Source organism: Acinetobacter sp. YH12226 (assembly GCF_013417805.1).
GTDB lineage: Bacteria > Pseudomonadota > Gammaproteobacteria > Pseudomonadales > Moraxellaceae > Acinetobacter.
Window position 1 is genome coordinate 213177 of record NZ_VPDG01000004.1, and the last position, 12741, is coordinate 225917.

Sequence of the window (12741 nt, forward strand, 5' to 3'; positions counted from 1 at the left end):
ATGGGCAAAGGTTTATTGCATATTGGCAATTGCAGTACCTTTTTGCTTAGGATCGGTATTTCCGAGTGCAGGATGGGCAATGGCATTCTGACATTGCAGTTTATCCCGCTCATAATCCGCCTGTTTTTGTTGCAGGCTGTTGCCATTTTCCATGGTCGTCCGCGCCCAGATTTCCAGACTGGTCAAAGCTTTACGACACAGAGCATATTTGCCTTCGGTCACCGAATCGGTCATTTTGACATTAATACGCCAGTCTGTACTCAATTTACGTGCTGGTTGACGTACCTGTGTTTCCAGCTGATCCACTTCTTTATTATAGACCAGTGGATCCACTTCATTGATCAGTTGCCATGCGGCATTGGCATAAGTCGTCGCATCATTAGTCAATTTAGGTGCCGGTTTAATTTCTGGCTTATCAGTCGATTGACTGTCATTCCCACACGCTTGTAACAATATTGCCGTGCTTATTAAAGCAGCAATCAGCATCGCACGTGTCTTGAACATCCACATATCAGGCTCGCCAATTTAAACATTTCGGCACTATGCTATTAAATTCACGTAGAATACACAATCTTCATTTGACCCATCGTTCAACTCTCCTTCAAGGTGTGTCGTGTCTGAACCGAATCAACTCGCTACGCAACCTGCTGGCTTCTGGCAAGGTGCAAAAGATAGCCAAGCGATTATCTTCACTTATTTACCAGTGTCGTTTGCTTTTGGTGTGTCAGCTACTCAGTTTGGCTTTACCGCCTGGGAAGCACTGTTCCTGTCCTGCTCGATGTATGCAGGTGCCAGCCAGTTCCTGGTGGTCGCTCTCTTAGGTAGTGGAACATCTATCTGGATGACAGCATTGACCGTGATTGCCTTGGACATTCGTCATCTGCTCTATGGCCCTGCGTTACAAAATCTGATTCAAGACCGGCTGAATTTAAAGAAAACGGCAATCTGGTCTTGGGGTCTGACCGATGAAGTCTTCGCCTCCGGCATGATCAAGCTCTCGCAACGGCGTCAAGAATGGTCAGAATCCTGGATGCTGGGTTTAAGTCTGTTTAGCTGGATGTCCTGGGCACTCGGATCTTTCCTCGGTGGCTTATTTGCCGATCAGGTCAGTAACTTGCCACAGTTCTTGCAGGCAGCACTGGATTTCTTGTTACCTGCGCTGTTCCTGAGTTTCTTGTTGGCAGCTTTTGAGAAAAAACATACTTTTGTTGTAGCTGTCACGATTCTGGTTTCTGCTGTGGCCTGTTATTTTATCGACCTGTCTGCCGCGATCTTTATCGGTATAAGTTCTGGTATTTTCGCAGGCCTGTTCAAGCACTATATTCTGAAACAGCCAGATCCTGAACACGCAGGAGATCAAGCATGAATCTAGAGATTATTCTGGTTGGGATTTTAGTCGGGATTGCCAATTTCGCCTCGCGCTTTGGTCCTTTTTTTGTCATTCAGAAATTTCAGCAAGGTTCGCAAAAACGCGGAGCGTTGTGGCTAAAAATTGCCTTGGGTTCAATTGGCATTGCTGCGATCAGCTCCATGCTGGTGGTTGCTACCCTGCCACCTTTATTAGAAACACCGAATAAAAGTTTTGCGATGCTGGTTGGCTTTATTGTGCTTACGGTTTTGTATTTTAAGTTTAAACGTATCGTGATGGCGACTCTGACCGCAGCGCTCACCTATGGCCTGGTTTACACCTATGTTCCAGTACCCTTTTAAGCTTTAACTCGTTGATCAATCGAAACAAAGACTTATGCTAAACTCATAGTATAGGTCTTTTTTATATAACAATAAAAACAAGGAAGGATGCGCATGTTTGAGGTCAAACAGGTGATTGAAGGCAAAATCTTTATTCATCATCGGCGCGATGAAATGTTAACCGTATTCCATCAACATGAAGTGCCGGCACAATATTTTGAATGTTTTATCAATGCTCAAAATTTTACCGGACATTTTGTCGAAATACATGCTCAACCAGCAGATCAAGTTCGGGTGGTTTATATTAAAAAGAATAGCACCCATCAAATTATTGCTATGCTTAATCAGAGCCAATACGTGCTGCATCTTCATCCTTTGACATTGATTTTGGGTAAATGGAGCTTCAGACATCGTGTCCTGCCGAATACTCTAAAAATTTTTGCTGGTTTATTTGCGCTCCTTTTTATTCTTTTTTCAGCTACCGCCTTTTCAGCAGATCAGTTCCAGCTCACCACCATCTTGCGAGACTGCATTCAATTCACAGTTTTTGGGCTACTGTTATTTTTGCTGTGCTTTGTACTGCCTTTTGTATTGCCCTATGCGTATTTCCTGCATGTTCGTACATTACGTCTGTTAAAGATGCTAAATATCAATACTGAACAAGTTGCACAAATAGAAAAGCTCAAGTCTCAAAGCGGGATTTATCTTCTGCAAACGCAGTCTGACAGCGATGTGAAAATGACAGCGCCTCCTTATTAAAATCTAGAAAAACTTTATAAATAAAACTGTTGGTCAATATCACAATTTTGTATGAATCTTGGCTTAACTGTCGGCTCAGTTCTGCTATGCTAAAAGTCCATAAAATCAAGCATGGATGATCCACATGAGCGTGACTATTGGTACTCCCCTTCAATCTTCTGCCTATAAAGTTCTATTATTGGGTTCTGGTGAACTGGGCAAGGAAGTGGTGATTTCACTACAACGCCTTGGAGTCGAAGTTCATGCTGCTGACCGTTATGATCATGCCCCTGCCATGCAGGTTGCGCATTATTCCTATACCTTGAATATGGCAGATGCTGTAGAACTCAAACAACTCATCAATCAAATCCAGCCACATTTAATTGTTCCTGAAATTGAAGCGATTGCGACCGAAGTGCTGCTTGAAATAGAAGCCCAGAACATTGCTACAGTCATTCCTTCTGCTAAAGCCGTCAATCTGACCATGAACCGTGAAGGTATTCGTCGTCTGGCTGCGGAAGAACTCGGTCTGCCAACTTCAGCTTACCGTTTTGCCGACAGTTTAGAATCCTTCCGCGCGGCCTGTGACGATGTCGGCTATCCAAACTTTGTGAAACCGGTGATGTCATCTTCAGGCAAAGGTCAGTCTCGTGTTACCCGTTTTGATGAAGTCGATGCTGCCTGGGAATATGCGCAAACCGGTGGCCGGGTCAATCAGGGTACTGTGATTGTAGAATCACAAATTGACTTTGATTTTGAAATTACCTTATTGACTGTTCGTGCAAAAAATCCAGAAACCGGCGAAATCGAAACGTCTTATTGCGATCCGATCGGACATCGTCAGGACTCAGGTGATTATGTGGAAAGCTGGCAGCCTCAACCGATGACTCCAGCCGCGCTGGAAGAATCCAAGCGCATTGCCAACAAGGTCACTACAGCACTTGGTGGCTGCGGAATCTTTGGAGTGGAACTCTTTGTAAAAGGCGACAAAGTATGGTTTAGTGAGGTTTCCCCACGTCCACACGATACTGGACTGGTGACTTTAGCCTCCCAATTTCAAAGTGAATTTGAGCTGCATGCACGTGCTATTTTAGGCTTGCCGGTGAATACTGCACGACATAGTGTGGCTGCCAGTGCGGTAATTTATGCTGGAGTAGATGGCCGTAATCTTTCATTTTCTGGCCTGAATCTTGCTTTAGCAGACGGCAATACCGATTTGCGCCTGTTTGGCAAACCAGAAGGTTTTAAACGTCGTCGTATGGGCGTTGCCACGGCACGTGCAGAAACTATTGAACAGGCACGTGAACTGGCCCTCCAGGTTGCCAACCAAGTTAGCGTCAACCAAAACTAAGCTGAAATACCAACGGACGACTGTACATGATCAACACCCATCCACTGCTGAATTACGCTAAAAGCAACCATGACATTAAAGCCATCAATCAATGGCGCAGTGATGTCGAAAATCAGCTTCAGGAAAGTTTTGAAAATGGCCAGTCGATTCGGGATATTATTCTGGCGCGTTCCAACCTGATTGATGAAGCATTGCAGTTTCTCTGGCAGCATGCCGAACTGGATCAAACTGATTTGGCCCTGTTTGCAGTCGGAGGCTATGGCCGTCGTGAAATGCTGCCTTATTCTGATGTCGACATCATGATCTTGTCAGAAGACGAGATTAACCCGGAACAGGAACAACTGATTTCTACATTCATTTCATCGCTTTGGGATGTAGGGAATTTCAAACCCGGTATCAGTGTCCGCACCATCAATGAATGTGTCAATCAGGCCAGCAGTGATCTGACCGTTGCCACCACCCTGATTGAAGCCCGCCTGATTATTGGCAATGAAAACCTGTGCAAATGGCCACGTCGCATCGTGTCACGTACCTGGACCGACAAAACCTTTTTTGATGCCAAGATGGATGAGCAGCATAAACGCTATGCTCAGCACAACAATACCGAAAGCAATCTGGAACCGGATATTAAAAATGCGCCGGGCGGTATTCGTGACATCAACCAGATTGGATGGATTGCCAAACGGCATTTCCGCGTCAATCGCATTTACGATCTGGTGCACCTCGGTTTTATTTCAGAATTTGAACTCGGTGTGCTCGAGGAAGCAGAGAGTTTTCTCTGGGAAATCCGTCATCACCTGCACCGCCTGACCAAGCGCGATGAAAACCGCTTACTGTTCGATTATCAGCGCGACATTGCAGCCAAATTTGGCTATGTACGTGAAGAGGCGCATCATCCGAACTATCCAATTGAACAGTTCATGAAGCGCTATTACCGCAGTGCGCAGCAAGTGTCTACACTGAACGAAATGCTGCTGGCCTATTTTAATGAATCGGTCATTACGCCACGTTTACCGCAATATGAACGCCAGATCGAAGAAATCAACCAGAACTTTAAACTGGTCGATGGCAAACTGGCTGTGCAACATCATAAGATTTTCTCGGAAAATCCAAGCGCAATTCTGGAAATTTTCTATCTGCTGGCCAATCGTCCTGAAATCGAAGGCATTCGTGCGCGTACCTTACGCCTGCTGACCTTGGCTGGAAAACGTATTGATCAGGATTTCCGTGATAATCCGGTGCATCAGGCACTGTTTATGGCGATTATCCGTTCACCGCATCGACTCTATGACACCATGGTTGCCATGAAGCGTTATGGTGTGCTTGGAAATTACATTCCGGCCTTTGGACAGATTCTAGGACTAATGCAATATGACCTGTTCCATATCTATACAGTCGATGCGCATACCTTATTGCTGCTGCGGAACTTAAACCGCTTTAAAGAACCTGAATTTGCCAAGGAATTTCCAGTGGTCAGTTCAGTGTTTCAGCGTCTGACCCGTCGTGACATCGTCTATCTGGCAGCAATTTTCCATGATATTGCTAAAGGTCGTGGCGGTGACCACAGTGAACTCGGTGCCAGCGATGCGATTAAATTCTGCCGTAGCCATGGCTTTACTGAACGCGAAAGCAATCTGGTGGCTTGGCTGATCCAGAATCATCTGGTGATGTCTGTCACCGCCCAGAAAAAAGATATCTCCGATCCGGATGTGGTCAAAGAATTCGCCGAAAAAATGGGTGACATGGAACATCTGGACTATCTGTACACCCTGACAGTCGCCGATATTAACGCCACCAATCCGAAGCTGTGGAATACCTGGCGCGCTTCGCTGATGCGTCAACTATATACTCAGGCACGTGACGTAATCCGTTCTGGTCTGGGCCGTCCGGTTGATTATCAAATGCTGATTGAAGATACTAAATTTGCAGCCAGTGAACTTCTGGTTCAGGACTTCTCACTGGATGAGGTAGAAAAAGTCTGGCAGGAACTTGGTGATGACTATTTCCTCAAAGAAACAGCAGATGAAATTGCCTGGCATACCCGTGCCATTTTACAACACGGCGATAATCCTGCCCCACTGGTGCTGATGCGGGCGCACCGTAAATATGCGCAGGATGCGGTACAGATCTTTATTTACACGCAGGATCAACCCAACCTGTTTGCCACCACCGTGGCTATTCTGGATCGTATGAATCTGGATGTACAAGACGCACGGATTATTACAGCGACTAAAGCCTTCAGTCTGGATACCTATGTAGTACTGGACCGTTTTGGCACCTTATTGACCGATCCGGAACGCGAAGCCACAGTGATTGAAGCTCTGAAAGATGCCTTGAGTCATTCTGATGAATATCCGGGCCTGATGCAGCGCCGGATTCCGCGTCAATTACGTCATTTCGATATTGAAAATACAGTCGATATCAGTATCAATCCTGCCTTGAATCAAAATATGGTTGAAATTGCCACCCTCGATCACCCTGGTTTACTTGCCAAAATCGGTGGTTTATTTATGATGCAAGGCCTGGATATCCACTCTGCCAAAATTGCCACACTTGGCGAACGTGCCGAAGATATATTCTTTGTCACCAAAAAGAATGGTATACCAATGACCCCAACGGAGTCTCAGGAATTTGCAGCTGCGCTCAAAGCTGCCCTGGATGAGGCTTCACATCAGGTCAGCGGCCAACACTAACATTTTGCTCGGTAACACATTCATGAACTCTAGCTTGTCTCTACTGCATCCTTATCCGTTTGAAAAGTTAAATCAGCTTTTTGCGGATATCCAGCCTGCTAATATGCCATTAATTCCCCTGTCGATTGGGGAACCAAAGCATCCTGCACCGGAGTTTGTGAAACAAGCCATTATTGATAATTTCAAGCATTTGTCGACGTATCCAAACAGCAAAGGCTTGCCGGAGCTACGTGAAAGTATTGCCCAATGGCTGACGCGCCGTTTTCAGCTAAATAGCATCAGTGCAGACAGCAATATCCTGCCTGTTTCCGGTACGCGTGAAGCGATTTTCTCGTTTGTACAGGCTTTGGTGAATCGTGAAGAGGCACCTTATGTGGTCATGCCGAATCCGTTTTACCAGATTTATGAAGGTGCAACACTGCTCGCAGGTGCCAAACCTTATTTCATCAACTGTACTGAGGAGAACAATTACCTTGGTGATTTTGATGCTGTTCCGGCAGAAGTCTGGGAAAAAACTGCACTGCTATTTGTTTGCACCCCGGGCAATCCAACCGGAGCAGTATTATCCAAAGAACAGTTTAAAAAACTGATTGCCCTGTCGGATCAATACAACTTTGTGATTGCTTCAGACGAATGCTATTCGGAACTGTGGTTTGATGAGGCACCTGTAGGTTTACTGGAAGTTTGTGCTGAAATTGGCCGGGATGACTATAAAAACTGTGTGGTGTTCCATTCACTGTCTAAACGTTCTAACCTCCCGGGCATGCGTTCAGGTTTTGTTGCTGGTGATGCCAGCCTGTTAAAACCTTATTTGCAATATCGTACTTACCACGGTGCGGCGATGCCGGTACAACATCAACTGGCGTCGATTGCTGCCTGGGATGATGAAGCGCATGTGGAAGAAAACCGGGTGCAATACCGTGCCAAGTTTGATTTATTTCAACAGGAACTCGGCCACCTGCTGCCACTCAAAAAACCGGATGCAGGTTTCTATTACTGGTTAAAAGTCGACAATGATGAAGCCTTTGCCAAACGCCTGATGGAAGAAGCACATATTAAAGTTCTTCCGGGTCGTTATTTATCCCGCGATACTGAACAGGGTAATCCGGGTGAAAATCATGTACGCCTGGCACTCGTAGCCGATCTGGCGCAATGTGAAGAAGTCATTCAACGCCTGAAAGCTATTCTCTAAGTTTTAATCATGACTAAAAAACCCACTGAATTAAAGTGGGTTTTTTAATTAACACTAGATGAATTCTGTTTTTATCTCATACTGAGAATATGACACTAATGATTACAATACTTTGGCAATTTCATCTTCAAGATCTTCAGGCTTGGTGGTTGGTGCAAAACGGTTCAACACCTTGCCATCACGACCAATCAGAAACTTGGTAAAATTCCATTTAATTCCATTGCCTAAAATACCTTTGGAATTATTAGTTAAATAGCGAAAAATGGCATGCGCTTCAGGGCCTTTGACATCCACCTTGGAAAACATCGGGAAAGATACCCCGTAATTCTTCTGGCAAAACTCACCAATCTGTTCATTGGAACCTGGATCTTGACCACCAAACTGGTTACATGGAAATCCCAAAATTTCCAGACCTTGATCTTTATATTTTTCGTAAAGTTTTTCTAATCCTGAAAACTGTGGGGTAAAACCACACTTACTCGCTGTATTGACGATCAAAAGTACCTTGCCTTCATAATCTGCAAGTGGCTTACTTTTGCCATCTAACAATTCAGCTTCGAACTGATAAATGTTAGTCATGGATAGGTTTCCTCATCATTTTTTTCTTGTGTTTCTAAGTCTAGAGAAGCCGAGTTGACACAATAACGTAAGCCCGTCGGTTCTGGACCATCCGGGAAAACATGCCCTAAATGTGCGTCACAATGATGACAAACTATCTCAGTTCTGACCATTCCGTGTGAAGTATCAGGTAATTCTTCTACCACCGAACTGCTGACGGGACGGTAGAAACTTGGCCAGCCACAGCCGCTGTCATACTTGGTTTCAGATGAGAACAGTGGCGTGCCGCAGCAACGGCATACATAGGTGCCATCTTGCTTGGTATTCCAGTATTTTCCAGTAAATGCCGGCTCGGTTCCCTTCTCGCGCGTAATGCGAAACTCCTCAGGTGATAACTCTCTTTGCCATTCCCGGTCTGATTTATTGAGTTTTCCCATGATCACATACCTTTTTATCTTGCTATTTAAAATAGGATAATCCTATATTTACGTGATTCATTTTAAAAATTCTAGTCTTTATTCAACATTTTACAAAAGACATATAATGCCTAAAAAAGCAAAAAGAAAGCAAATATAAAAATAAAAGTAAGCAATTTTTACATTAAATGTTTTTTAGTGAGCAAATTTAATGGTATTCTTAGCTCTAAATTTGCTCAGGATTAAAAAATGTCGCAAAAAAAGAGCGTAATTTTTAAAAATCTGCTGCCTGTGATCAAACAATATCAGCAGCTTGGATTTACGCATGAAAAAATTGTTGCACTACTTCGAGATGAACATGATCTCGATCTAGTCACAACTGAGACATTTAAAAGTTATTTATATCGTTATGCAAAAGTGACCTCCACTCCATCCGAGAACATCAAAATGCCGAACACTTTCCAATCCCCTCGCGAAATCAAGAAATCATCCAAGCTTGATCATGTTTGCTACGACATTCGCGGACCTGTGTTACGAGCGGCCATCGAGATGGAAGAAGCTGGTCACAAAATTATTAAATTAAATATTGGTAACCCTGCCCCATTCGGTTTTGAAGCACCACAAGAAATTATCAACGATGTGGCTTTAAACCTACCGAATGCGATTGGTTATACAGATTCCAAAGGGATTTTCCCGGCGCGTAAGGCGATCTGTCAGTATTATCAGCAAAAAGGCATCCTGGATATGCACGTCAATGACGTCTATATCGGCAATGGTGTGTCTGAACTGATTGTTATGGCCATGCAAGGTCTGCTGGATGATGGCGATGAAATGCTGATTCCAATGCCGGATTATCCACTCTGGACGGCAGCAGTGAATCTGTCTGGCGGTACAGCGATTCACTATAAATGTGATGAAGAAAATCACTGGTATCCAGATATTACTGACATGGAAAGCAAAATCACGCCAAATACCCGTGGTATTGTGATTATTAACCCGAATAACCCGACCGGTTCGGTTTACCCACGTCATGTGTTGCAACAAATCGTCGACTTGGCCAAGAAATATGACCTGATTTTATTTGCTGATGAAATCTACGACAAAATTATTTACGATGGAATCGAGCATGTTGCTGTAGCAGCTCTGGCTGGCGATCAGCTCTGTGTTTCGTTTAACGGTTTATCTAAAGCCTATCGTATTGCTGGTTTCCGTTCCGGCTGGATGGCCATTACCGGCGATAAAGCACGTGCCGCAGACTATATCGAAGGTTTGGATATGCTGGCATCGATGCGTTTGTGTGCCAACCATCAGGCTCAATATGCGATTCAGACTGCACTGGGCGGTTATCAGTCGATTAATGACCTGATTCGTCCGGGCGGGCGTTTATATGAACAGCGCAACATTGCCTGGGAAATGCTGAACGAGATTCCAGGTGTGTCTTGTGTCAAACCTGAAGGTGCGATGTACTGCTTCCCGAAACTGGATCCGAATGTGTATCCAATCCAGGACGATGAAAAACTGATGCTGGATTTGTTACGTGCAGAGAAAGTACTTCTGGTTCAAGGGACAGGCTTTAACTGGCCAACACCGGATCATTTCCGTGTAGTGTTCCTGCCGGCTGAAAATGAACTGCGTGAAGCCATTACCCGTGTTGGCCGTTTCCTGGCCAAGATGCGTTAATTCTTGAAATAGACAATATAAAAAACCGCGTTGATACGCGGTTTTTTATTTCTCTGAAAAAATTCAGGCTTTTGACTGATGAAATCTTAAAAATCATACCGGTTTCTTTGAGCAAATTTCTGCACTCAATGGTTTCTTCTCAGGCAATTTCCCCTCAATCATGAAGATTCATGTTATTTTTTGATCAAATATAAAATTCTATGAGTGCACGCATGTCCTCAAACACAATCAAGCTCAGCCTTTTTCTTTGTCTTAGTATGTGCTTGGGCATTGGCATTCTTCGTTTTTCTTATACTGCACTGTTACCTGGCACACGAGAAGCCTTTGGCTGGAGTACAGATTTTGCCAGCCTCTTGAGCAGTGCCAATTTGCTGGGTTATTTAATCGGTGCTTTTACCGCGATGCGTCTTCCTCAAGACCGCAGTATGAGTACCTATATTCAAATTTCAGCCTTTGCTGGCATGTTCAGCCTGATGTGTTGTGCGTTTTCTGGTTTTTCTGAAGCGTGGTATATCGCTTGGCGTATCATTTCAGGGATCAGCGGTGGACTGATGATGATCTTATCGCCGAGTGTGGTCGCGCAGTGTTGTGAACTTCAGGATCGTCTTAAAATCAACTTTATTGGTTTTAGTGGGATTGGACTAGGCGTTTTAATTGCGACCCTGTTTCTGCCTTATCTGGATCAAATTTCCATACAGACTGCATGGCTAATCTTATGTGGTTTTGCTTTGCTTATCTGTATCGTTTTAAGTCTACTGATTCAGAAATTTAAGCCATATTTGTCGGCACAAGCTCCTGCGGTTACCTCTCATCTATCTCTGAATAGCGTCTTTTATAGTTTACTTACAGTTTATGCTTGTAGTGCTTTCGCTTATATACCGCATTCACTCTTCTGGATTGATTATTTAAGCCAGCAGTTGGGATTGAGCTTGTTCTGGATTAATTTCAACTGGATTCTGTATGGACTAGGTAGTGCTTTAGGCGCCTTGAGTGCTTATGCACTGGCCAGAAAATGGGGTAATTTTGTTGCCCTGAAAATTCTTTATAGTCTTTATATTGTGGCTATTTTTATTGCAACCCTAGATGCCAGCCCATTGCTTACTTTTAGCTCTTCCTTTTTTACCGGGATGCTAAATCCGGCTGTGGTGTTCCTGACCTCCTATACCATTTTGCAACTGTATGGACTGGCTTATAAAAAGCTCTGGAGTATTGCCACCTTGTGTTTTGCCTCGATTCAGCTAATCGGTGGGCTCAGTTTTAGTGCGCTGCAATATTTTGGATTGAGCTATCATCAACAGTTCATACTGGCCACATTGGTTCTTTTATTAGGAACATTGCAATTGTTCTGGTGTACACGTCCTGCCAGACTCAAGCCTGAACAACAAACTCAGCCAGTGTCTACTCATGGAGAAGGAACTAAATAAGGATAAGGATTGGTTGCTCCTTGCCCACCCAGATAAATCCCATAATGTAAATGCGGTGGGGTATTTTTAGCATTGCCCGTATTACCCACATAAGCGATGACTTCACCTGCTTCGACCCAGTCGCCTTCCTGAATATCTGCTGCATAATCATCCAGATGTGCATAATAATGCTGACTCATATTGGGGCCAGTCACCCAGATAATTTTTCCACCCAGATTATTGGTGCCAATCCTACGCACAATACCTGGGGTCGCGCTAAATACTGGCGTACCACGTTTGGCAAAAATATCCGTCCCTTCGTGTTTACGACCTGCACTACGCGCTGCTCCCCAAGTATCATTAATTTGGCCAACTCTGACGCCTTCAACCGGAATCTGTAGCGGAGCTTCTAACTTGGTTCTCTGTAATTGCCAATATAGATAAGGGCTTTTCCAACCTGCTGCTTCACCTGAAGGCGGTGGCTGACAGGCAGTTAGTAAAAAACCTATAGATAACAGTAAACTTATAATCCGAAGAAATTTCACCAATATTCGCATTAAATTAAATAGATGACTTTTATCTTAATCACAACCGCCTAATTTAAAGTCACAATCCTGTTATTTTTAGTGATGATTTTATATTAGCCTTCAAATAACAAAACCCTCAAATGAGGGTTTTGTTATTTCAGGTGGATAGGAGATTATCTACGTTTTTTAGCACGAGATGGTTTCGATGGTTGTTGCTGTTGTTGCTGTTGCTGCTCTTCATTCTGAGCATTGTCCTGCTTGTCTTTTTGTTGGACCTGCTTATGTCTCGCTTTAGCTTTAGCCATGATTTACTCCTTTGGAGAAACGTCTCTATATCACTGGAAGTTCCATTCATCACTCTAACGTTTATACAAAATAAGCCAATCGCTGAGCTGTATCCAAATACGTCAATGTAATACAGTGTTTACTAAGTTATTCAGCTTAGAACGAATCATTTCTAGGCTCATTACACTTCTTACATGATCTTGCAGCCT

The 12741-nt window shown here is 44.0% G+C and carries 13 protein-coding genes; 8 read left to right on the forward strand and 5 right to left on the reverse strand.

The genetic code is table 11. The features are described from left to right. Positions 1 to 12: 12 nt before the first annotated feature. Positions 13 to 510, reverse strand: coding sequence for a hypothetical protein (locus FTV08_RS06920; protein WP_004645527.1), 498 nt, complete (start codon positions 508 to 510; stop codon positions 13 to 15). A 103-nt stretch (positions 511 to 613) separates the two neighbouring features. On the opposite strand from FTV08_RS06920, the gene FTV08_RS06925 reads away from it, so the two are divergent. The 6 genes from FTV08_RS06925 to dapC all read left to right on the forward strand — a co-directional run bounded on the left by FTV08_RS06925 (position 614) and on the right by dapC (position 7663). Next, positions 614 to 1366: an AzlC family ABC transporter permease gene (locus tag FTV08_RS06925; protein WP_180086939.1), complete on the forward strand. Its 753-nt coding sequence runs from the start codon at positions 614 to 616 to the stop codon at positions 1364 to 1366. Then, positions 1363 to 1710 carry an L-valine transporter subunit YgaH gene (gene ygaH, locus FTV08_RS06930; RefSeq protein ID WP_004278941.1) on the forward strand — a complete coding sequence of 116 codons (348 nt, stop codon included), beginning with the start codon at positions 1363 to 1365 and terminating at the stop codon, positions 1708 to 1710. The genes FTV08_RS06925 and ygaH overlap by 4 nt, the downstream gene beginning before the upstream one ends. A gap of 93 nt (positions 1711 to 1803) precedes the next feature. Continuing rightward, the gene (locus tag FTV08_RS06935; protein WP_180086940.1) at positions 1804 to 2448 is read left to right on the forward strand and encodes a hypothetical protein; all 645 of its coding nucleotides are present in this window, start codon (positions 1804 to 1806) and stop codon (positions 2446 to 2448) included. Positions 2449 to 2563: 115 nt separating this feature from the next. Then, a complete protein-coding gene (gene purT, locus FTV08_RS06940) occupies positions 2564 to 3778 on the forward strand; it encodes a formate-dependent phosphoribosylglycinamide formyltransferase (protein WP_171057027.1) in 1215 nt (404 codons plus the stop codon). A 26-nt stretch (positions 3779 to 3804) separates the two neighbouring features. Continuing rightward, the gene (glnD, locus tag FTV08_RS06945) at positions 3805 to 6471 is read left to right on the forward strand and encodes a [protein-PII] uridylyltransferase (RefSeq protein WP_180086941.1); all 2667 of its coding nucleotides are present in this window, start codon (positions 3805 to 3807) and stop codon (positions 6469 to 6471) included. 22 nt (positions 6472 to 6493) lie between these two features. Next, complete coding sequence (gene dapC / locus FTV08_RS06950; protein ID WP_180086942.1) at positions 6494 to 7663, forward strand: succinyldiaminopimelate transaminase; 1170 nt, start codon at positions 6494 to 6496, stop codon at positions 7661 to 7663. 102 nt (positions 7664 to 7765) lie between these two features. Here dapC and FTV08_RS06955 read toward each other — a convergent pair whose 3' ends face one another. Both FTV08_RS06955 and msrB read right to left on the reverse strand, forming a co-directional pair. Beyond that, on the reverse strand, positions 7766 to 8242 hold the full coding sequence (locus FTV08_RS06955) for a glutathione peroxidase (protein ID WP_004278946.1): 477 nt from the start codon (positions 8240 to 8242) through the stop codon (positions 7766 to 7768). Further along, a complete protein-coding gene (msrB, locus tag FTV08_RS06960) occupies positions 8239 to 8658 on the reverse strand; it encodes a peptide-methionine (R)-S-oxide reductase MsrB (protein ID WP_004645533.1) in 420 nt (139 codons plus the stop codon). The genes FTV08_RS06955 and msrB overlap by 4 nt, the downstream gene beginning before the upstream one ends. A 228-nt stretch (positions 8659 to 8886) precedes the next feature. On the opposite strand from msrB, the gene FTV08_RS06965 reads away from it, so the two are divergent. Both FTV08_RS06965 and FTV08_RS06970 read left to right on the forward strand, forming a co-directional pair. Beyond that, positions 8887 to 10317 carry a pyridoxal phosphate-dependent aminotransferase gene (locus FTV08_RS06965; protein WP_129717148.1) on the forward strand — a complete coding sequence of 477 codons (1431 nt, stop codon included), beginning with the start codon at positions 8887 to 8889 and terminating at the stop codon, positions 10315 to 10317. Positions 10318 to 10529: 212 nt separating this feature from the next. Continuing rightward, positions 10530 to 11741: a YbfB/YjiJ family MFS transporter gene (locus FTV08_RS06970; RefSeq protein ID WP_180086943.1), complete on the forward strand. Its 1212-nt coding sequence runs from the start codon at positions 10530 to 10532 to the stop codon at positions 11739 to 11741. On the opposite strand, the gene FTV08_RS06975 is transcribed toward FTV08_RS06970, so the two are convergent. Beyond that, positions 11720 to 12277 carry a M23 family metallopeptidase gene (locus FTV08_RS06975; protein ID WP_180086944.1) on the reverse strand — a complete coding sequence of 186 codons (558 nt, stop codon included), beginning with the start codon at positions 12275 to 12277 and terminating at the stop codon, positions 11720 to 11722. The genes FTV08_RS06970 and FTV08_RS06975 overlap by 22 nt on opposite strands. 143 nt (positions 12278 to 12420) lie before the next feature. Next, positions 12421 to 12552: a hypothetical protein gene (locus FTV08_RS16215; RefSeq protein WP_004645538.1), complete on the reverse strand. Its 132-nt coding sequence runs from the start codon at positions 12550 to 12552 to the stop codon at positions 12421 to 12423. Positions 12553 to 12741: the final 189 nt, after the last annotated feature.

What these genes read in the sequence shown, in the direction of transcription:
- FTV08_RS06935 (WP_180086940.1), top strand. Translation starts at nt 1,804, where the DNA reads ATGTTTGAGGTCAAACAGGTGATTGAAGGCAAAATCTTTATTCATCAT.
- dapC (WP_180086942.1), top strand. Translation starts at nt 6,494, where the DNA reads ATGAACTCTAGCTTGTCTCTACTGCATCCTTATCCGTTTGAAAAGTTA.
- FTV08_RS06975 (WP_180086944.1), bottom strand. Translation starts at nt 12,277, where the DNA reads ATGCGAATATTGGTGAAATTTCTTCGGATTATAAGTTTACTGTTATCT.
- FTV08_RS06970 (WP_180086943.1), top strand. Translation starts at nt 10,530, where the DNA reads ATGTCCTCAAACACAATCAAGCTCAGCCTTTTTCTTTGTCTTAGTATG.
- FTV08_RS06920 (WP_004645527.1), bottom strand. Translation starts at nt 510, where the DNA reads ATGTGGATGTTCAAGACACGTGCGATGCTGATTGCTGCTTTAATAAGC.
- glnD (WP_180086941.1), top strand. Translation starts at nt 3,805, where the DNA reads ATGATCAACACCCATCCACTGCTGAATTACGCTAAAAGCAACCATGAC.
- FTV08_RS06965 (WP_129717148.1), top strand. Translation starts at nt 8,887, where the DNA reads ATGTCGCAAAAAAAGAGCGTAATTTTTAAAAATCTGCTGCCTGTGATC.
- FTV08_RS16215 (WP_004645538.1), bottom strand. Translation starts at nt 12,552, where the DNA reads ATGGCTAAAGCTAAAGCGAGACATAAGCAGGTCCAACAAAAAGACAAG.
- msrB (WP_004645533.1), bottom strand. Translation starts at nt 8,658, where the DNA reads ATGGGAAAACTCAATAAATCAGACCGGGAATGGCAAAGAGAGTTATCA.
- FTV08_RS06955 (WP_004278946.1), bottom strand. Translation starts at nt 8,242, where the DNA reads ATGACTAACATTTATCAGTTCGAAGCTGAATTGTTAGATGGCAAAAGT.
- purT (WP_171057027.1), top strand. Translation starts at nt 2,564, where the DNA reads ATGATCCACATGAGCGTGACTATTGGTACTCCCCTTCAATCTTCTGCC.
- ygaH (WP_004278941.1), top strand. Translation starts at nt 1,363, where the DNA reads ATGAATCTAGAGATTATTCTGGTTGGGATTTTAGTCGGGATTGCCAAT.